Here is an 18,716-nt window from a genome sequence, read left to right on the forward strand (position 1 = left end):
TCCTCCGACACCGTCACTACTTCGATGGTTTGGTTGTTCCTAGTCATATTCACAGTCGTATTCCTATCCGTAAGGATACCGCATCGACTGTGTCCGGTGGATCAGGGGGCTATCTCAATACGCCCCGACCCATCTCCTGACCAGGCTGTCAGCGATGTCGAACTTGGCAGCGAGGAGCTTGTATCCTCCCTTGCCAGAAAGATACGCCCGGACCACCTTGCGTTTGAACTTAATGTCGAACGTCCTCATAAAACCTCCAAGGTTGTGTCCAACTCTTGGGGGTCAGTTCAGTTTTGTAGAGGCTCCATTGTTTGAGAGAATGGAGCTATGAAAAAGCAACCCAAGTATTCCCCTGAAGTCATCGAGCGCGCCGTGCGCATGGTCAGCGAAGCCGGCAGCCAGTACGAGTCGCAGTGGGCAGCGATCACGTCGATCGCCGCCAAGATCGGCTGCACGCCAGAGACGCTGCGCCGCTGGGTACGCCAGCAGGAGCGTGATACCGGCCAGCGGCCTGGGCCGACGACGGTCGAAGAGGAGCGCGTGAAGGCGCTCGAACGAGAGGTGCGTGAGCTGCGCAAGGCAAACGAGATCCTGCGTCTGGCGAGTGCGTTTTTCGCCCAGGCGGAGCTCGACCGCCGCTTCAAGCCGTGAGGGCATTCATCGACCGGTACCGCCATGCCTACGGTGTCGAGCCGATCTGCAAGGTGATGCAGGTCGCGCCGTCGGGCTACTGGCGCCACGCTGCGCAGCAGCGCAACCCGGCATTGCGTTGCCCACGTGCCCAGCGCGACGATGTGCTGAGCGCTGACATTGAGCGGGTCTGGCAGGCGAACTTGCAGGTCTACGGCGCCGACAAGGTGTGGCGGCAGTTGCGACGTGAGGGGACCGACGTGGCCCGCTGCACGGTCGAGCGCTTGATGCGCAAGGCCGGCCTGCGAGGCGTCATGCGCGGCAAAGTCGTACGCACGACGGTTGCCGATGCGAAGGCGCCATGCCCGCTCGACCGGGTCAACCGCCAGTTCAAGGCGCAGCGGCCGAACCAGTTGTGGGTTTCCGACTTCACGTACGTCTCGACCTGGCAAGGTTTCGTCTACGTCGCCTTCGTCATCGACGTCTTTGCCCGACGGATCGTCGGCTGGCGGGTCAGCAGCTCGATGCGGACTGACTTCGTGCTCGATGCACTGGAGCAGGCGTTGTACGCGCGTCAGCCCGAACGGAACGAGCTGGTCCATCATAGCGACAGGGGCTCCCAATACGTGTCTATAAAGTACAGCGAGCGCTTGGCAGAAGCCGGCATCGAACCGTCTGTGGGTAGCAAAGGCGACAGCTACGACAACGCCTTGGCCGAGACCATTAACGGGCTCTACAAGGCTGAACTGATCCACCGCCGCGCTCCCTGGAAAACGCGTGAAGCCGTCGAACTGGCCACGCTGGAATGGGTGTCCTGGTTTAACCACCACCGCCTGCTGGAACCGCTCGGGTATATACCGCCAGCGGAGGCTGAGGCAAACTATTACAAGCAACTGAGCAGTCAAGCCGTCCCGGCCTGACTCACACCAACCGGCCTCCACGAAAGCCGGGGCGATTCAAGTCGAGCAGGGCGCCTAGATTTGAATTGCGGGATCGCTGCTGGATTGATTCTTGTTGGACGTGCATGGAAGCTCCTAAGTGCCGAAAGCCGGCGTTGGAAAAGGAGGCTGCCAGAATGGCTTGCGACAGGCTGGGTGTCGAAAACCGTAGGGGAGGGGAGTACCCAAGCCACCCACGAGTGTAGGCGGCTTGGAGTGTGAAGTTACTTGCTAGCGGTCCAGTCCAGGGGCATGGCCGATGTCGGAAATAGCTTCGCCAACGAAGTAGCGAAGCAGCAGATGCGCGGCGACGTCGTCGATGAACTCCGGTATCGGACGTGGCCCGCCAGATTCCTTGTCTGGCTCGTGGCCCACGTTCTTGAGGTACCAAAAATTGAGCCCTTGGCGGCCCTCGATGACATGTGAGCCGATCGCTTTGTCGTTGCCTTCCTCGAAGACGGAGAAAGTCATGCTGTCGGTTTCAGGCGCCAGCGGTATTGCCGCTGACTGCGTGCTGGAGATGAGGGCAAATAGTCCAGGGGCGTCCGGCTCCTTAGCTCGCCACGCGGAGCGGCCGGGGCCGGTCTCGCAAGGAACGAGCGCAACAGGGTCATTTGACGCGCGGGTGTAGTTTTCGAGGCTCTGGTGCAAATTCTGCGTAAGGGACGAGCAGTCGGCTCATGCGTGCAGATGGGTTACGCAGCCAGAACAGCTGCCCAGATTTTGGGCATAGTTTGCCCCTGAGTCTGCAGAGAAGCTAGGTCGAACTGCCCTTTGCGAATGCGATGCATGAGCTCTACGCCTCGAATTGTCGTGGCAGCGGAAGCGAAGCCTTTCAGACCCAACATGACCCCTAGCCTGGACTTCACATTGCGATGGTCCTGCTCGATTAGATTGTTCAGATATTTCGACGAGCGAAGCTTCGTCACCTTGGCAAGCATGCCTTGCTGCTGAAGCTCGCGAACGGCCCGGTGAGAAGCTGCGTAACCGTCCAGCGTAACTGTCTCGGGTGAGCGACCTTGGGAACGTACGGCTTTTCGGAAAAAGGCCTTGGCCGAGGCGACGTTGCGCCGTGGGCTGAGCCGGAAGTCGACGGTCTGGCCAGATGCGTCTACAGCCCGGTAGAGATAAGCCCACCGGTCGCGGATCCTGACGTAGGTTTCGTCCACTCTCCAGGAAGTACCTGCCGACACTGAAAAGCGGCTCCAGCGCTTGTCGAACTCTGGCGCGTAACGCTGCACCCAGCGCAGGATTGTCGTGTGAGCGATCGACAGACCCCGCTCGGCCATCATCTCGACAAGGTCACGATACGACAGCTTGTAGCGCAGGTACCAGCGTACACAGAGAACGATAATCTCTTGCTCGAAGTGTCGGCCCTTGAACAGGTCAATCTTACTTGGACGGTTACGCATCCTGGGCAAATCCTGTCATTCTAGCCGAGCCGCAGGTTTGCACCACAGCCCTTTCAGCCGTGCGATCGCGTACATGTTATCGCTGAGAATGCTTTGGTCAAGCGCGGTCATGCTTACAATTTCCAGCCCTGCCTTGTCGAGCATTGCTCGCAAGGTGTGCGGTGTGAAATAGTTTACATGATCAGGCCAGCGAAAGCCGCACCACTTCGCGCCCCGCAACCGACGGTTGAGGCATGCATAATTCGGCACCTTGATAAAGAGAGCGCCCTCCGGTTTCAGTCGTTCCCGGCAACCCTGCAGTACAGGCAGCGGATTGACTTCGTGTTCGAGATAGGAGGCCATCACGATCACATCGAAATAGCGGTGGTCGAACTGTTGGATGCCATCCTGAGCCGAGGCATGGACACACCGGCCGCCATGTAGGCCCAGACGTTTATCAGACAGTCGTGCAAGTTCTCGCGAAATTTCGACCCCATGGGGGAGACAACGTGTTGCGAGGTCAGATGGAAGCGAGCGCATCAGCCTGTCGAGCAATTCCCCCCAGCCGCAGCCAAGGTCGAGTACGGTGATTAGCTTGGAATTTGACGTGCGGACCAGTTCACGCACCAGTCGAAGTGTCTTGTTGCGTTTGAATACTTGCCCGCGCAGCGATAGGGGGATGCCTTCGCCGCGGTGAAAGCGCAGGCCAGCCGGCAGGTCGGCCGTAAGTCCCGCGGCTTCTCGTGGTCTGGCCCATTCCTCCACCTCGGCCAGCCGGTTGTCGACCACGTAGACTTCGATGCCCTCGACAGCAAGTGCGCCAGCACCGTAAAGAACAGCGACAACACGATACCGAACAGGATAAAGGCGGCGACAATCGGCCGGCTCAGTGAATCAGCATGGCGCATCGGGAAGAGAAAGTCGGTAGCCAACGCCAGGAACGGTACGAATCATGGCAAAAGCAAAAGGTTTGTCGATTACCTGGCGCAGCGCATGAATGTGCGTACGCAGGGAGTCGCTTTCAGGCCGGTCATCACCCCAGACAGCCTGCTCCAGGTCCTCGCGGGGCACGATCCGCGGAGCGGCAACCATTAGGCAGCGTAACAATATATAGCCGGTCTTGGTAAGCACGATTTTCGTCCCGTCCCGGGACGCCTCCTGCAAGTCAGGATCAAAGACCAGTCCGCCAAAGCGCAGCTCGCGGCCCGGAACCAATCGGCCGGCACGACGGACCAAGGCTTTCAACCGAACGTCCAGCTCCACCAGCGAATACGGCTTGACCAGGTAATCGTCCGCGCCGCTGTCAAAGCCGGCAACCTTGTCCGGGAGGCTGTCGCGCGCTGTCAGCATCAAAACCGGCGTCGGCACGCGCAGATCTGAACGAAGCTTCCGGCAAAGGTCCAGGCCATTCAAGCCCGGCAGCATCACGTCCAGGATGATGACGTCATAAACGTTTTCGGAAGCCAGCGCGAGGCCGCCGTATCCGTTACGTGCTGAATCGACCGTGTAACCTTTCGGTTCAAGGAAGCTGTACAGATTCGCGAGAATGTCCGGATTGTCTTCTACTATAAGAATGCGCATTTTTTTCATTGTAAGCCGGAAAAATTCCTCGACGAGCAGCCTTCACTACCTGGTTGCATCTAACGTGGCACGCCGCACCGTGGAGCGCCAGAATGCGAAAGGCCGGGCCGCGCGTCGTGATGCGCGGCAAAGTCGCGCGCACGATGGAGGCAAAGGCGAAGGCGCCATGCGAGCTCGACCGGGTCAATCGCCAGTTCAGGGCGCAGCGGCCAAACCAGCTGTGGTTAGCGATTTCACATACATCTTGACGGCCTCCACGAAAGGCGGGGCGCTTCACCGAGTACCGCCTGATTAAGAGCACGTCGCCTGCCGCTATTTTGGTCGAGCCTCCTTCGCCTCCGAAAGGATTTCGTATCCTCCTTTTGCAGCAATAAACGAAACCACTGTTCCAAGCAGCAGATCGGGAATATTGGATTTTGTCCACATCACCAGCGCGCCCGATAACACGATCGCGCCGTTTACGATTGAATCGTTATTCGTGAAGATAGCGGAAGCTTTGAAGTTGACGTCCTGGCCGCGATGCTGCTTCAAGAGGCGGATGCAATAAATGTTAAGAAATGCGTTTGCGGCAGCCATCCCCATCATTGCAGGTCCCAACGGGGCTTCACCGCCGAGGAAGCGACGGACGACTTCTATCAGCAACAGACAGGCGAATCCAATGAGGAGCCATCCGGACAACTCGGCTGCACGTGTCTTGATCGTGTCGGACCTGCCGACAGCGTACAGACTCACACCGTAGACGGCGGCGTCCCCCAAGTTGTCGAGGCCAGCGCCGATCACCGCGGTTGAGGATGCCCAGGTCCCACCCACAACACCAGCTAGGCATTGCCCCAGATTGATCAATAAAACTTTCCATAGGATGCTGCGATCGCGTTCGTTAGCAGCGTCCAGGCTTGGTTCGTCAGGGATATCGGTATTACTGTCCTTCATTAGATCTCCGAAAAAAGTTCAAAGGAAGCACGCGTGGCCCAATCTGCAGGGCCGCTCACCGTTCTTGCCGGATCAGGTTATGGTTTTTTCGGGAATGCTTCAGCACCTGCACGACTTGCGGTAACGCCCCATCCTTGCATGAGGGTGGGGATATCTCGACCTTATCGTCAAGCTGAACCTCGATTGAGTCGGGTACTAGTACGTCCACATATCTGTACGACCGGAGGTGGGGAGTGGTAATCTGCGCATATCGATGGCTGGCAATCTCTGTGTCGCTAAGATTTGCCAAGCAGGCAGGGCGATTCGCCGTCAGTCTCTCTGCAGTATAAAATTCGGTAACCCAGCCCGTTTTGCTGTTCGGCCCTAATCGTGGGTCGGCACAGCCGCCCAAGAGAACGAGCGCAGCAAACGGAACGCAAAAGATCGTGTTGCTCATCATGATTGCTCCTCTTCGATGTGACTATCTGCGGGCTTTTACCAAATTGAATCCGAAACCAATGCCAGCTGCGAGAATCAGGACCAGCTGCGCCCCATAAGTCTGTATGGTCGGGTAGATCCCGAGCACAGGCATGCGCAGCCCTGTAACTGGTGTGGCCATCAACCACCCGGCTTCCTGCAGGCCTGCGATCCCTTTCCCGACAAGAACAACCGCGAGGATAGCTACCAGCACGGAGCTGAACGAAAAGAACTTACCGATCGGCATGCGCGCACTGGTACGCAGAAAGACGGCAGCGATTACTGAAAGCAGGACCAGACCCGTAACGAATCCTCCCAATAGTGCCGGGCCATTGCCGTCGGCCGCTAACGCCGAGTAGAACAGGACAGTTTCGAATACTTCCCGGTATACCGCGATGAAAGCCAGGGCAAACAAGGCCCATGCGGAGCGTTTTTCCATCGCCGCAGTCAGATGCTGCTTGAGATAGGCTTGCCACTGTCCGGCCTGGCCTTTTTGGTGCATCCATAGCCCGACCGACAGCAATACCGCCGCGGCGAAGAGCGAGGACAGGCCTTCGGTGACCTCGCGGCTTGCGCCACTGATGCTGACTACATGGGTGGCTACCAACCATGTCAGCGCGCCTGCGGCCAGCGCAGAGATCCAGCCGGCATGTACGTAGCGTAACGCCTTTGGACGCTCAGCCTTGCGCAGAAACGCGACCATCGCGATCACAATCAATAGGGCTTCGACGCCTTCGCGCAGGAGAATGGTCAGCGCGCCCACGAACACCGTCGTCGCATCGGTCTTGTTCGCACCCGTGACGTCCTCGACACGGACGAAATACGCGTCCAGTTGCTGGGCGTACTCGGTCGCACGCGCGACGTTGCCTTGGGCGACCGCGCCTCGGTACAGCTGCATGGTTCGCTCCACGTCCACCAGCAGCTGACGGTCGCTGGCGTCGAGCGTCGCCTCGAGCGGCTCGAAGCCGTCCAGGTAGGCGGACAAGGCAAGCTCAGTGGCAGTTGCCCGCTGATTATCCTTCAAGGCATCCAGGCTGTCCCGCAGCAGCTTGCGGGCAAGGGCGATGCCGGTACGTTCCTGCTGCTCCCGCACCGCCTCAGGATGAGCGCGTGCGTACCCTAGTACCGATCGTGCGGTTGCCGGCGAGCTTGCCTTCGCAAGTTCTTCTTCGGTTGCCGTCACAAGCGTGTTCATGTCGGGAATAGCGGGGGATGCGGCCTTGTTCTGTGCGAATGCAGACCTTCCCGCTTCGATATCGGCGTCCTGGAACGCCAGGGTGCCGACATGGAACGCCAGAGACCAACGGTCGTGCTCCGACAGGTTTGCAAAGGCCGGCATCGATGTGCCGTCAACACCTTGGCTGATCACCTGATACAGGGCCATGAGTGACCTGGAGCGGGCGCGTTCCTCATCCGTAAACGCAATCGGCTTGGGTTCGAGCTTGGCTGCGAGAGTTCCATCGCCGGCGCCGGTCGCGCCGTGGCACGAAGCACATTGTGCCTGGTATAGGGCCGCGCCCCGGGACAGGTCGGGCAGGGCGCGCGGCGCAACAGGGAAGGGGTAGGCCTCCAAAAGCAGCCGGTTTGCCTGTCGCGCAAGTTGGGAAACCTGTTGCGGTGACTCCTTCCGTTCAACAGCCTGCTTCAGTTTCGTGGCGGTAGCCGACAGTTCTGCCTGCAAGCGATGCGGGGGCAGTGCCTGCACCTGGTTTTGTGCCCGCGTGGCGAACTCCCGCATTTCGCCATATTCCATTTCGCTGACAATCACCCCGTTCTGGACGGCGCCGGCGTAGTCTACGGCAACATAGTCAAGCAACTGCCAGAGCTGGCGGACTTCTGCTTCTCGCGACGTGGAGTTTGCGTGTGTCGCGCCGATCACGCAGCCAAAGAACACGACGAAGGCTATCAGCCGACGCAAAATGGGATACTTCATATCGGGATACTTGTTTGCCTGTTCGAGAGCTTAGTATTTAACACCTTCTAGCTACTTGAAGGTCAAGCGCATTATTTCGGCTGTTCGTTGATGGGGAAATGCAAGCAGGTAACCGGCGTGAAACTTAAAGGTCCGCTATGGCCTGGCCGCGCACTAATTCGTGCCGAAGGTTCGGGACTAGTCATTGGCGCTCGACCTTACTGGCTCGTCGCGAGCGTCCGTAGTGCCAAGCGCATGCAGGATCTCGCATGGGCCGGTGCTTCCGGTGGCCACGCAACGGCTCCTAAGGTCTCTGAGCTGCGCTTCCAATAATGACAGGTTTGCTATACGGTCGACGATGTGCTCGATGTGCTTGTCGAGCAGCGCGTTGACGCCCTCGCAGTTTTCTTGGGGGGCCGCGCGAAAATCGAGCAGCGTCCGAATCTCATCGAGCGTCATGTCCAAGGCGCGGCAGTGGCGAATGAACAGCAAGCGCTCGGCATGAAACTCGTCATAGGCTCGATAATTGTTTGCCAACCGCTCAGGCGGGGCGAGCAAACCGATGCGCTCATAGTAGCGGATGGTTTCAACCAAGCAACCTGAGCGTTCCGCCAATTCGCCAATTTTCAAGAGAAACTCCGCTGCGTTAGTTTAGTACTTGACCCTGTACCCGCTATAGGGTGTTCAATACGGACTATACACAGTTCTCAAGGAGTCGTCATGTCGGAATGCCAGGCCAAGTCGTGTTGCGCAAAGTCCGCGCCAATCGAGACCTTGGGTACTTCGCCTTCAGCCCAAGACCATTCCGTACTCATTCGCATCGATCAGATGGACTGCCCAACGGAAGAGGGTTTGTTGCGGCAAGCGCTTGGGCGCGTCGAAGGAGTCGGAAGGCTGGAGTTCAATCTTGTCCAGCGCAGGCTGCGGGTGGAGCATAGCCTCGACGACCCGGCGGCGATCCTTGCGGCAGTGCGTTCGGTCGGCATGGATCCAGTGGTAGAACAAGCCGGTAACCAAAGCGGGTCGGCGACCGGTACTGTTTTCCGGATCGAGAACATGGATTGCCCCACTGAGGAGGCGCTCATCCGTAATAAGCTGTCCGGCCTGCCTCAGGTTGAACAGCTCGACTTCAATCTCATGCAGCGCCGTTTGAACGTCAGGCATAGTGGGCCAGCAACGGCGATCCAGGATGCACTGACGTCCATCGGCATGCAGGCGGTGCTTGTCGGGGCAGCACAAGGACGAGCCGAGGGGGCGGCGCCTCTCTCCCGGAAGCGGCAGTATGCGATCCTTGGGCTTGGGTTGGCCGCGGCGGTAGGTGCCGAAATCGTTGCATGGACGACTGGCGACGAGAACTGGTGGCCAGTCATCCTGCTATCGCTGCTTGCGATCGCCACGACCGGCTTGGGGGTGTACAAGAAAGGCTGGATCGCGCTCAAGAACCGCAACCTTAATATCAATGCCCTGATGTCGATCGCCGTAACTGGTGCCGTATTGATTGGACAGTGGCCGGAAGCGGCAATGGTCATGGTTCTTTTCGCGGTTGCCGAGATGATCGAGGCACGCTCGCTCGACCGTGCGAGAAACGCCATCCAGGGCCTGATGGCACTGACACCCGAGCGGGTCAGCGTGCGCCTGGACGACGGTAGCTGGGCCGAGCAGGACGCCACCGCGGTCGCGATCGGCGCGTTGGCCCGCGTCGCCCCCGGCGAGCGGATCGCCCTGGACGGGGAAGTGACGACGGGCCAGTCTTCCGTCAACCAGGCGCCGATCACGGGCGAGAGCATGCCGGTACCCAAAGCGGCCGGTGACAAGGTGTTCGCGGGCACCATCAACGAAACTGGCTCTTTCGAATTCCGTGTCACCGCGGGCCACAGCAACTCGACGCTTTCGCGCATCATCCGCGCGGTCGAGGACGCGCAAGGCAGCCGTGCCCCGACCCAGCGTTTCGTCGACCGGTTCTCCAGCATCTATACGCCCATCGTCTTCGCTATCGCGCTTGCCGTTGCCCTCGTGCCGCCGCTCATGCTGGGCGGGGAATGGATGCCATGGATCTATAAAGCACTCGTGCTGCTGGTGATTGCCTGCCCCTGCGCACTGGTGATCTCGACCCCGGTAACGGTCGTCAGCGGCCTGGCTGCCGCGGCGCGTGCCGGCATCCTCATCAAAGGCGGCGTCTACCTGGAGCAGGGCGGCAAACTACGCTCGCTTGCCCTGGACAAGACCGGGACGATCACCCAGGGAAAACCCGCAGTGACGGACCTGTTGCCCTTACGGGGAGATGCAAACACGCACCTGCAGCTCGCGGCAGCGCTCGCGGATCGGTCCGACCATCCGGTATCGACTGCAGTGAGCCGCCATTGGCAAAGCTTGGGCTTGAACCTCCCCCTTGCTGACGTTACCGAGTTCGAGGCACTAACCGGCCGCGGCACGAAAGGGCGGATCGACGGCAAGTGGTACTACCTTGGCAATCACCGCCTGGTCGAGGAACTCGGCATCTGCAGTGCCGCGACGGAAGAAGTCCTGTCGAAACTGGAGGGTGAAGGCAAGACAGCCGTTGTGCTGTGCGATGAAACGTCGCCACTACTCGTGATTGGCGTGGCCGATACCATTCGTGAAACCAGCCGCGAAGCGGTGGCCCAGCTTCACCAGTTGGGAATCCGCACGCTCATGCTTACCGGCGACAATGCGGTGACGGCTACGGCGATCGCGCGACAGGTCGGCATCGACGGCGCCCAGGGAAACATGCTGCCCGAGGATAAGCTCGCAGCCATCAATGACGAGGTCGCGCGATTCGGCACCGTCGGCATGGTAGGCGATGGCATCAACGATGCCCCGGCGCTGGCCCGGGCCGACATTGGATTCGCAATGGGCGCGGCAGGCACGGATACCGCCATTGAAACCGCCGACGTCGCGCTGATGGATGACGACCTTCGCAAGATTCCGCAGTTCATTCGTTTGAGCAGGCAGGCTGCTGCCATCTTGAAGCAGAATATTGTCGCAGCCTTGGCGATCAAGGCAGTGTTCCTGGTCCTGGCGATCGCCGGTTCGGCTACCTTGTGGATGGCCGTGTTCGCGGACATGGGCGCCAGCCTGCTGGTAGTCTTCAACGGGCTCCGGCTGCTTAAGTTCCGAGAAATGCGCGGCTAGGCGGAGCAGCAAGGCCGCTGTCGGAGGCGCGAAACCTCCGTAGCGGCCTGCCGCGCGAGCCGCAGATCGTTTCGATCTTTGCAGCCGCTTTATTCCTTCGGCAGATAATTCCCTGGTTGCAGGGCCCGCTCGACCAGTTCGATCAGGATATGGATGACCTTGATATGGAGCTCCTGCACCCGATCAGCGTAGCGTCCGGCACTTGTGCAGATGCAGATATCGGCACATTGCTCGAGCTGCGATCCGCGCCGTCCAGTCAACCCAACCACGCTCATCCGCTTGGCGCGGGCTGCTTGCGCAGCAAGGACAACGGACGGACTGGTCCCGCTCGTGCTGATTGCGAACAGGACGTCGCCAGGGCCACCGTTGCCCTCGACGAAGCGGGCGAAGACCTGGTCGTATCCATAGTCGTTGGCGACGCAGGTGATGTAGCTCGGGTCGCTGATGGCCACGGCCGCCATTGCGGGACGATTCTCGCGGAACCGTCCTGACAACTCTTCGGCCAGATGCATCGCGTCGCACATCGAGCCGCCGTTGCCACATGAGATTACACGCCGTCCACCGCGCAGCGAGTCGATCAGGAGGGTGGCCCCGGCCTCGATATTCGCGAGCTGCGTGTCGCCTTTGATCAGGTGATCGAGCGCCTCGCGCGCCTCAACAAGGTTTGCCCTGATATGGTCGATCATCGCTTTTCCCCTTCATGTTCTTGGTGACCAGCGTGCTCCGCATGCTCGGCATGGTCATGACCTGCTGCTGGACCGAAGGTGTGCTCCTCGATTGCCTGCTCGCAAGGCGTCGTCTCGATCTGGATCGTGCTGTGATGGATGTCGTACTTGCTGCGACAAGCTGGCGGATGGCGAGCAACAGGGCCTGTGGATCGGTGACGTCGGCACGCTGGACCACATGTACCGTCAGGCTGGCTTTGCCGCTTGTAATCGACCACACATGCAGGTCGTGCATGCTTGCGACGCCCGGTACGCCGGTGATCGCTTCCTTGACCCGGAACGTGTCAATGAATTTGAAACACCTGGTTGAATCGGTGAGAGTCTAATTCTCGTCTTCAGGCGACTTTTTTCTCCGTGGCTGGTGGATTGATCCAAGCGGCTGTCGGCAGCTTGGCTTGCTGTGGTACGCGGTTCTTGAAGCGACTTGGCGTGCGCTGGTACGCGCTCTCCAGCGTGGTTTGGCGCAGCTTGCGGACCTCGGCGGCGCGGCCGGTATGGAGGCTTTCTGGGGTCATCATCCCGATGCCAGAATGGCGATGCTGCTGGTTGTACCAGGTGAAGAAGGCGGCGCACTCGGCGCGCGCATCGGCAAGCGAGCCAAAGCGTGACGGGAAGCCAGGCTGGTCGGCGCAGCCTTGCAGCAGGCGGTACATGGTGCGCACTGAAGCCAGGTAGCGGCCCTCGTCGAGCAATTGGGCTTGAATGGCCGCCGGCGCGCAGTTCGCAAAGCGTGGGCTGTCAAGCACGTCCAGAACGACCCGCCGCTCATGCTCGGACAGCGCGAGCGGCGGGCGCCTTGTCGGCACGGCCGGTACCGCTGGCGGTAATGGACAAACCCGCTGTGCGGTGCGATGGCGATACAGCGCGCTGCGTGGCAGACGCAAGGCGCGGCACGCTGCGGCGACACCGACTTCGCCAACCAGGTTGTCGGCGGCGCTGATCACTTCGGCTCGCTCGGCGTGTCGGTGGTGCTCAGTCCCAGCAGGGTCGAAAGTTTTTTGGACGTTGATGATCAGGTCGGCCTTGGCCAACTTGTCGCGCAGGCGCGCCACCTCGGCCTCAAGGTCGCGAACCTTGCGTTCCTGAGCGGTGGTGGCGTCGACCTTGGGGCCGCGCTTGTGTTCGAGTTGTTGGGACGTGGCGGCCGCTTGACGCTGCTTGCGCAAAGTGGCCAGATGGGACGAATAAATGCCTTCCCGACGCAGCAAGGCGCCGATGTCGCCAAGCGCTTGGCAGGCGTCGGCAGCGGCGAGAATGCGCTGCTTTTCGGCGTTTGAGAAAGTGCGTATTTTGCGGCAGGAACGACCTCGGGACCGGGACGGTCTGCGCGAGCGGGGACGTTGCTCGTTTCTACTCGAGTGCTAATTTGATGCGTTCGGCTGTGCATGCTGGGGACCTACCGTTGTACTCTAAATTAATCGGGTAGGTGTCTCAAGTTATATTGGCACAGAGGGGGCGTCGGCACCTACGTGCAATAACGGCCGGCTGGGTTGTCGCTACTTGGTCCGCTTCAGTGCGTTGGCATACGGACGATATCCGGCATCGTCATTATTCTGGAGTTTCCCAGGAACGAGAGGCCATATGGAACGATCGGAACGAGTTCAGCTTGAATTACCATTGATCCTGCCCGAAGTGGATGATGAGCGCGATCCTTGCGTCGGGCGGCTCATCAGCCTGCTGACAGGCCGCCCCGGAGTGGAACGTGTTCATATTAAGACACAAGACGGATCGCCGCCTCTGCTGTGCCTGCACTACGACCCGTCCCTCACCACGTTGTCGCGGCTGCGTGAACTAGTCAGTGTTGTGGGTGCGCAACTCAGCGAAAAGTTCGTCCACTACATCGGCTGCACGCCCTCGCCGCTCCACTCGCGAAGCGCGCGACTCTTTTCGGAGCGTTTGCGTGAGATTCCAGGCGTGCTGGAGGCCGAGGTATCCGCCTCTGGCAGGATTCGTATCGAATACGAGCGCGCCGCCGTGGCGCGAACACGGCTGGAAGACCTTGTCAACTCCCTTGGTACGGAATTGACTGACGCGAGCCCGGCAACGGAACACGATCACGATCACGACCACGATCACAGCCGCGGATACAAGAGTAGGGTGGAACATGAAGGCGATCGAGAGCAAGATCGCGGCCACGCGGGGCATGCCGGTCACAACCACGCGCATGAGCAAAAGGGGGGACATGCGGGGCACAAGCATGCGCATGAGGACAAGGGCGGTCATGCGGGACACACTCATGCGCATGGCGGAGTGTTCGGCGAACATACCGAACTCATTTCTGCCGTCATCGCCGGCGTCTGCGTACTGGCCGGCTGGCTGCTCGATCGCGCTGATGCCGGCCCGGATTGGCTGCCTCGGGCTTTGTATGTTGGCGCCTATTTCTTCGGAGGCTATTTCACCGTCAAGGAAGCGGTCGAGAACCTGCGCGCCGGTCGCTTCGAAATCGATACGCTGATGCTGGTCGCCGCCGCCGGCGCGGCAGCACTGGGAAACTGGGCCGAAGGTGGCCTGTTGCTGTTCCTCTTCAGCCTCGGCCACTCGCTGGAACATTTTGCAATGGGGCGCGCGCGGCAGGCAATCGAAGCGCTGGCCAAACTGGCGCCGGAAACGGCAGTGCGCAAGCGAGGCGAAAAGCTGGAAGAGGTTCCCGTGGCTTCCCTCGCGCCGGGCGACATCGTGCTGGTCAAGCCGAATGAGCGCTTGCCCGCGGACGGCGTTGTCGTCAAAGGCACATCCAGCGTCAACCAGGCACCGGTGACTGGCGAGAGCATCCCGGTCGACAAGTCGCCGGTCCAGAATGGAGCGGGCGCGATTACCGCCTTCGACCGGGTCGATGCGGGCAACCGAGTATTTGCCGGCACCATCAACGGCGTCGGCGCGATGGAGGTGATGGTGGCACGCCTTGCTTCGCAATCGACGATGGCCCGCGTCGTGCAGATGGTGGCGGAAGCCGAGGCGCAGCGTTCGCCCACCCAGCAGTTCACCGACAAGTTCGAACGGATATTCGTCCCGGTCATCCTTGCGCTCGTGGCATTGCTGATGCTCGCCTTCCTGGTGATCGACGAACCGTTCTCGGCCAGTTTCTACCGCGCGATGGCCGTGCTGGTGGCCGCGAGCCCATGCGCATTGGCGATCTCGGTGCCCAGTGCCGTGCTGTCGGGGGTGGCACGGGCTGGGCGCAGCGGTGTGCTGGTAAAAGGGGGCGGCCCGCTGGAAAACCTCGGCAGCCTCAATTCGATTGCCTTCGACAAGACCGGCACCCTGACCGAAGGGCGGCCGAAACTGACGGATGTGATTCCGGCGAGCGGCGCGAACGAGGACGAATTGCTGGCCCTGGTCGTGGCGGTCGAGTCGCACAGCGACCACCCGCTGGCATCGGCGCTCGTCAAGGGCGGGCGCGACCGGCTTAAACCAGGCACTGCTGCGGTCCGTGCCGACGATGTGCGTGGCCTCACCGGCCGCGGTGTCCAGGCTTCGGTCGATGGCGAGACTGTCTACATTGCCAAGCCCATACTGTTCAGTGAGCTGGACGGCATGCGACCGCCACCCGAATTAGCCGCTGCCAACGAGCAGCTGGTGCAGTCCGGCCGCACCACGATGATCGTCAGGAAGGGCTCGCGCTTCCTCGGGGTGATCGGCGTCATGGACACGCCGCGTGCGGCTGCGCCTGGCGTGATGGCGCAGTTGCGGGAGATTGGCATCGAACGGCTGGTGATGATCTCGGGTGACAACCAGCAGGTGGCGGATGCCGTCGCGCGCACGGTGGGCCTGACCGAAGCCAGGGGCGACCTGATGCCGGAACAGAAAGTCGAGACGATCAAGGCTTTGCGCGAACGTCACGGCAAGGTCGCCATGGTAGGCGACGGCGTCAACGATGCACCGGCGATGGCGAACTCCACCGTCGGCATTGCGATGGGCGCAGCCGGCTCGGACGTCGCACTGGAGGCCGCCGATGTTGCTTTGATGAGCGACGATCTCAGCCAGCTTCCGTTCGCGGTCGGCCTTTCGCGCCGCACCAAGCGGGTGATCAAGCAAAACTTGTGGGTAAGCCTGGGTGTGGTCGCCGTCTTGATTCCGGCGACCATTTTCGGCCTGAATATCGGGACTGCGGTCCTGTTCCATGAAGGCTCAACCGTGCTGGTGGTGATCAATGCCTTGCGCCTGCTCGCCTACCCGGACGTGGCGAGCCGATCCGTGGCCACAGCCGTAGCGACGGGTCTGGACGAGAAACCTCCTCAATCCCCGGATCTTCGTGATATCGACTCGAAAGGAGCGTCGTCGTGACAGCCACCTTGTCGAAAGTGATGCTCTATGCGGCGCTTCCTGCCGTCGCCACCCTGGCCGGCGCGCTGCTCGCACTCCTCAAGCAACCGAGCGCGGGCTTGCGCAGCGCGGTTCAACATTTTGCCGCGGGTACGGTGTTCAGCGTCCTGGCTGTCGAGTTGTTGCCGGACCTGATGCATCGACGCATGCCTTGGCCCACATTCATCGGATTCTCGCTCGGCGTTGCCTTCATGCTTGGGTTGAAATGGTGGAGCGAGAGGGACGGGAACGCGGAGGAAGGCCGCGATCCGCGCGCGCTGCTCACCGCGTTGGGCGTCGACGTCGTCCTCGACGGCGCATTGATCGGGCTCTCGTTCGCGGCGGGTGAGAAGCAAGGCCTGCTGCTCACGATCGGCCTGGTGCTGGAAACGTTTTTTCTTGGCGCCTCCTGCGCGACGTCATTGCGTACTGCCGGACAGACATCGATCAGGATCGGCGTTACCGCCGGGATCCTCGGTATCGGGGTGCTGGCAGGGGCGGGCGCCGGCGCTGTCATACTCAACAGCGTGACCCCGGTGTTCATCGACGCTTTGCTGGCGTTTGGCGTGGCCGCCTTGCTTTATTTGGTAACTGAGGAGTTATTGGTGGAAGCGCACGAAGGCAAGGAAACACCCGTGCAGGCGGCGATGTTCTTCCTCGGGTTCATCCTGCTCTTCATGATCGATATGCTGATATGAGGTAAGGCTGCGGCCAAGAAAATCAATAACCCGGCCGCGCAGTTCGTTTGAACGCCTGCGCATCTGCGAAGTGTTGTCGCACAAAGGAAAAATACCGATGATCAAAATTGCTGAGAATGTGGAGATAGGAAACGACGCTCCGCTGGTCCTGTTTGGCGGAATTAATGTATTCGAATCGCTGGACTTGGCGCTCCGCACCTGCGAAGAATTCGTCCGGGTGACTGACAAGTTGGGTATTCCCTACGTATTCAAGGCCAGCTTCGACAAAGCGAACCGATCGTCGATACATTCTTTTCGCGGCCCTGGACTTGAGTCCGGCATGCGAATGTTGGAGAAAGTCAAAACGACCTTTGGGGTCCCCGTCCTCACCGATATTCACGAACCGGCTCAAGCCGCCGTCGTCGCCGAAACCGTCGACGTGCTTCAGTTGCCTGCATTCCTGGCCAGGCAGACCGACATGGTTATTGCGCTGGCAAAAACGGGGCGGGTTATCAATATCAAGAAGCCTCAGTTCCTCAGTCCAGCGCAGACGTCCCTTATCGTCGAAAAATTCGAAGAGGCTGGCAACGATCAGGTCATGTTGTGCGATCGTGGCACCTGCTTCGGATACGACAATCTCGTCGTCGACATGCTGGGCTTCGGCGTGATGAAGAAGGCTTGTCCCGGCATACCACTTGTTTTCGACGTAACCCATGCACTGCAGCAGCGTGACCCGATGAGTGCGACTTCTGGAGGAAGGCGTGTGCAAATCGTGGAGTTGGCGCGTGCCGGCGTCGCCATGGGCCTGGGTGGAATCTTCCTGGAGGCCCATCCGGATCCGGATTCTGCAAAATGCGATGGGCCCAGCGCCTTGCCCCTCAACGTCCTCGATGCATTTCTTTCACAACTGAAGGCGATGGACGACCTTGTAAAATCGTTGCAACCGATCGAAATCGCGTAAATCGAAAGCAGCACCATCATCCCGGGAGTTGGTCGTGCATCGAAACGGCTGGTGACCAGAGGCAATCCTGAACGGCTGGCGACCAGAGGCAATACTGATTCGCATTTTGGAGAATTTTGATGGCAACAAAAAGCGTGCGCAAGTCCCAGCACCGTGTCTAGGCGATCCCAGACGTCCCGAGAGCGAAACCGATGTTGAGACGGCGTCTGGAATGGACGTCGGTGCCGATGTCGAGCGTGTAGATAGCGATGCATCTCCCGTGATCAACAGCGTTGAAGATTCTGAGCGGTCGGCAAACAGAGTCGATGTCGAAAGCGGGGGCGAAGCAGATGTAGGTGATGTTGAGCGGGGACCGGCGTGATCGGCAGGTTTGCACGGTTTTGCTGTCTTCAGACCGCGAGGCAACTTCCAATTCCGCGCGTAATTATTGCGCTTAGGTCTAGCATTGCGAATGCATGAGAATCATTCTCTTTTTTTAACCCGCTATGGAGGACCATATGCAAACTACCAAAATGCACGAAAACAACCTGAAGGCCTGTATCGAGGCATGTGAAGAAGCCATCCATGCAGCCCAGGCGTGTGCTGCGGCTGACATTCGCGAAGGCGGTGAAGCCAATTGTGCATTAATCAATCTCGATTGCGCCGATATTTGTAGCGCAACCATGAATGCACTGGCTCGTGGATCGGAGCATCACGGTGACTTCTGTACGCTCTGTGCACATATTTGCAGGGCATGTGCGGCGGCGTGTGCAGCACATGCTGACAAGCATGCACATTGCGCCGCATGTCAAGCGGCATGCGAAGCCTGTGCTGCTGCATGCGACAAACATGCCCGTGAGCGTGATATCTAAGATAGTGTATATGCTGGCGTAGCAGATAGCTCGAGCTACGGATCGCGCCGTCCAGTGACCTTCATTGCTTATGCTTAGTCGCCCGCGCGGCAAGTACAACCGATGCGCTGCTCCCTCTCGTGCTGATGCGAAGGGAGCGTCGCCGGCGGCGCGGTTCCCTGCGGTGAACCGGGGCAATTAATTGCTCTTACCCATAACGGTTGGCGATACAA

General features: G+C 60.0%; 18 protein-coding genes, 1 pseudogene and 1 other annotated feature. Of the genes and pseudogenes, 8 read left to right on the forward strand and 11 right to left on the reverse strand.

The window, feature by feature from the left end:
- Positions 1-114 precede the first annotated feature (114 nt).
- Complete coding sequence (locus AC56LW_RS23420; RefSeq protein WP_499638149.1) at positions 115-249, reverse strand: transposase; 135 nt, start codon at positions 247-249, stop codon at positions 115-117.
- Between the two features lie 78 nt (positions 250-327).
- Between AC56LW_RS23420 and AC56LW_RS23425 the strand changes: the two genes are divergently transcribed.
- Positions 328-1,550, forward strand: a protein-coding gene (locus AC56LW_RS23425; protein WP_499638152.1) for an IS3 family transposase whose coding sequence is annotated in 2 segments (ribosomal slippage) — positions 328-616 and positions 616-1,550 — 1,224 coding nt in all. Because the reading frame shifts where the segments join, the coding sequence is not laid out codon by codon here.
- Positions 606-722 (forward strand) — a sequence feature (AL1L pseudoknot). It overlaps the preceding gene by 117 nt.
- Before the next feature lie 249 nt (positions 1,551-1,799).
- Here the strand turns inward: AC56LW_RS23425 and AC56LW_RS23430 are convergent.
- The 4 genes from AC56LW_RS23430 to AC56LW_RS23445 form a co-directional block, all read right to left on the reverse strand.
- On the reverse strand, positions 1,800-2,039 hold the full coding sequence (locus tag AC56LW_RS23430) for a hypothetical protein (protein ID WP_499638155.1): 240 nt from the start codon (positions 2,037-2,039) through the stop codon (positions 1,800-1,802).
- A gap of 224 nt (positions 2,040-2,263) precedes the next feature.
- On the reverse strand, positions 2,264-2,980 hold the full coding sequence (locus AC56LW_RS23435; protein WP_499638158.1) for an IS6 family transposase: 717 nt from the start codon (positions 2,978-2,980) through the stop codon (positions 2,264-2,266).
- A gap of 15 nt (positions 2,981-2,995) precedes the next feature.
- Positions 2,996-3,748, reverse strand: coding sequence for a class I SAM-dependent methyltransferase (locus tag AC56LW_RS23440; protein ID WP_499638160.1), 753 nt, complete (start codon positions 3,746-3,748; stop codon positions 2,996-2,998).
- Positions 3,749-3,853: 105 nt separating this feature from the next.
- A complete protein-coding gene (locus AC56LW_RS23445) occupies positions 3,854-4,540 on the reverse strand; it encodes a response regulator transcription factor (protein WP_499638215.1) in 687 nt (228 codons plus the stop codon).
- Between the two features lie 64 nt (positions 4,541-4,604).
- Between AC56LW_RS23445 and AC56LW_RS23450 the strand changes: the two are divergent.
- Positions 4,605-4,790 (forward strand): annotated as a pseudogene (locus AC56LW_RS23450) (IS3 family transposase); the annotation flags it as partial.
- A gap of 62 nt (positions 4,791-4,852) precedes the next feature.
- Here the strand turns inward: AC56LW_RS23450 and AC56LW_RS23455 are convergent.
- The 3 genes from AC56LW_RS23455 to cadR all read right to left on the reverse strand — a co-directional run bounded on the left by AC56LW_RS23455 (position 4,853) and on the right by cadR (position 8,468).
- A complete protein-coding gene (locus AC56LW_RS23455; protein ID WP_499638164.1) occupies positions 4,853-5,470 on the reverse strand; it encodes a cation efflux transmembrane domain-containing protein in 618 nt (205 codons plus the stop codon).
- Positions 5,471-5,930: 460 nt separating this feature from the next.
- Positions 5,931-7,859 carry an FTR1 family protein gene (locus AC56LW_RS23460; RefSeq protein WP_499638167.1) on the reverse strand — a complete coding sequence of 643 codons (1,929 nt, stop codon included), beginning with the start codon at positions 7,857-7,859 and terminating at the stop codon, positions 5,931-5,933.
- A 177-nt stretch (positions 7,860-8,036) separates the two neighbouring features.
- The gene (gene cadR / locus AC56LW_RS23465) at positions 8,037-8,468 is read right to left on the reverse strand and encodes a Cd(II)/Pb(II)-responsive transcriptional regulator (RefSeq protein WP_499638170.1); all 432 of its coding nucleotides are present in this window, start codon (positions 8,466-8,468) and stop codon (positions 8,037-8,039) included.
- 90 nt (positions 8,469-8,558) lie between these two features.
- Here cadR and AC56LW_RS23470 point away from each other — a divergent pair, with 90 nt between their 5' ends.
- Complete coding sequence (locus AC56LW_RS23470) at positions 8,559-10,988, forward strand: heavy metal translocating P-type ATPase (protein ID WP_499638173.1); 2,430 nt, start codon at positions 8,559-8,561, stop codon at positions 10,986-10,988.
- 89 nt (positions 10,989-11,077) lie between these two features.
- Here AC56LW_RS23470 and AC56LW_RS23475 read toward each other — a convergent pair whose 3' ends face one another.
- The 3 genes from AC56LW_RS23475 to AC56LW_RS23485 form a co-directional block, all read right to left on the reverse strand.
- On the reverse strand, positions 11,078-11,674 hold the full coding sequence (locus tag AC56LW_RS23475; protein ID WP_499638176.1) for an SIS domain-containing protein: 597 nt from the start codon (positions 11,672-11,674) through the stop codon (positions 11,078-11,080).
- Positions 11,643-11,948, reverse strand: a complete 306-nt coding sequence (locus AC56LW_RS23480) for a hypothetical protein (protein ID WP_499638179.1) — start codon at positions 11,946-11,948, stop codon at positions 11,643-11,645. The genes AC56LW_RS23475 and AC56LW_RS23480 overlap by 32 nt, the downstream gene beginning before the upstream one ends.
- Positions 11,949-12,048: 100 nt before the next feature.
- Complete coding sequence (locus AC56LW_RS23485; RefSeq protein WP_499638181.1) at positions 12,049-12,519, reverse strand: integrase core domain-containing protein; 471 nt, start codon at positions 12,517-12,519, stop codon at positions 12,049-12,051.
- A gap of 45 nt (positions 12,520-12,564) precedes the next feature.
- Here AC56LW_RS23485 and AC56LW_RS23490 point away from each other — a divergent pair, with 45 nt between their 5' ends.
- From AC56LW_RS23490 to AC56LW_RS23510, 5 genes are all read left to right on the forward strand, one after another.
- Positions 12,565-12,990: a hypothetical protein gene (locus AC56LW_RS23490; RefSeq protein ID WP_499638184.1), complete on the forward strand. Its 426-nt coding sequence runs from the start codon at positions 12,565-12,567 to the stop codon at positions 12,988-12,990.
- A gap of 304 nt (positions 12,991-13,294) precedes the next feature.
- Positions 13,295-15,997 (forward strand): heavy metal translocating P-type ATPase, encoded by a 2,703-nt coding sequence (locus tag AC56LW_RS23495; RefSeq protein WP_499638187.1) that lies wholly within the window; start codon positions 13,295-13,297, stop codon positions 15,995-15,997.
- The gene (locus tag AC56LW_RS23500; protein WP_499638190.1) at positions 15,994-16,713 is read left to right on the forward strand and encodes a ZIP family metal transporter; all 720 of its coding nucleotides are present in this window, start codon (positions 15,994-15,996) and stop codon (positions 16,711-16,713) included. The genes AC56LW_RS23495 and AC56LW_RS23500 overlap by 4 nt, the downstream gene beginning before the upstream one ends.
- Before the next feature lie 97 nt (positions 16,714-16,810).
- Positions 16,811-17,653 (forward strand): 3-deoxy-8-phosphooctulonate synthase, encoded by an 843-nt coding sequence (gene kdsA, locus AC56LW_RS23505; protein WP_499638193.1) that lies wholly within the window; start codon positions 16,811-16,813, stop codon positions 17,651-17,653.
- Positions 17,654-18,150: 497 nt separating this feature from the next.
- Positions 18,151-18,504, forward strand: a complete 354-nt coding sequence (locus AC56LW_RS23510; RefSeq protein ID WP_499638196.1) for a four-helix bundle copper-binding protein — start codon at positions 18,151-18,153, stop codon at positions 18,502-18,504.
- Positions 18,505-18,716: the final 212 nt, after the last annotated feature.

This window comes from Telluria sp. LT2P80 (genome assembly GCF_059685955.1).

What these genes read in the sequence shown, in the direction of transcription:
- AC56LW_RS23420 (WP_499638149.1), bottom strand. Translation starts at nt 249, where the DNA reads ATGAGGACGTTCGACATTAAGTTCAAACGCAAGGTGGTCCGGGCGTAT.
- AC56LW_RS23430 (WP_499638155.1), bottom strand. Translation starts at nt 2,039, where the DNA reads ATGACTTTCTCCGTCTTCGAGGAAGGCAACGACAAAGCGATCGGCTCA.
- AC56LW_RS23435 (WP_499638158.1), bottom strand. Translation starts at nt 2,980, where the DNA reads ATGCGTAACCGTCCAAGTAAGATTGACCTGTTCAAGGGCCGACACTTC.
- AC56LW_RS23445 (WP_499638215.1), bottom strand. Translation starts at nt 4,540, where the DNA reads ATGCGCATTCTTATAGTAGAAGACAATCCGGACATTCTCGCGAATCTG.
- AC56LW_RS23455 (WP_499638164.1), bottom strand. Translation starts at nt 5,470, where the DNA reads ATGAAGGACAGTAATACCGATATCCCTGACGAACCAAGCCTGGACGCT.
- AC56LW_RS23460 (WP_499638167.1), bottom strand. Translation starts at nt 7,859, where the DNA reads ATGAAGTATCCCATTTTGCGTCGGCTGATAGCCTTCGTCGTGTTCTTT.
- AC56LW_RS23470 (WP_499638173.1), top strand. Translation starts at nt 8,559, where the DNA reads ATGTCGGAATGCCAGGCCAAGTCGTGTTGCGCAAAGTCCGCGCCAATC.
- AC56LW_RS23475 (WP_499638176.1), bottom strand. Translation starts at nt 11,674, where the DNA reads ATGATCGACCATATCAGGGCAAACCTTGTTGAGGCGCGCGAGGCGCTC.
- AC56LW_RS23480 (WP_499638179.1), bottom strand. Translation starts at nt 11,948, where the DNA reads ATGCACGACCTGCATGTGTGGTCGATTACAAGCGGCAAAGCCAGCCTG.
- AC56LW_RS23490 (WP_499638184.1), top strand. Translation starts at nt 12,565, where the DNA reads ATGGCGATACAGCGCGCTGCGTGGCAGACGCAAGGCGCGGCACGCTGC.
- AC56LW_RS23495 (WP_499638187.1), top strand. Translation starts at nt 13,295, where the DNA reads ATGGAACGATCGGAACGAGTTCAGCTTGAATTACCATTGATCCTGCCC.
- kdsA (WP_499638193.1), top strand. Translation starts at nt 16,811, where the DNA reads ATGATCAAAATTGCTGAGAATGTGGAGATAGGAAACGACGCTCCGCTG.
- AC56LW_RS23510 (WP_499638196.1), top strand. Translation starts at nt 18,151, where the DNA reads ATGCAAACTACCAAAATGCACGAAAACAACCTGAAGGCCTGTATCGAG.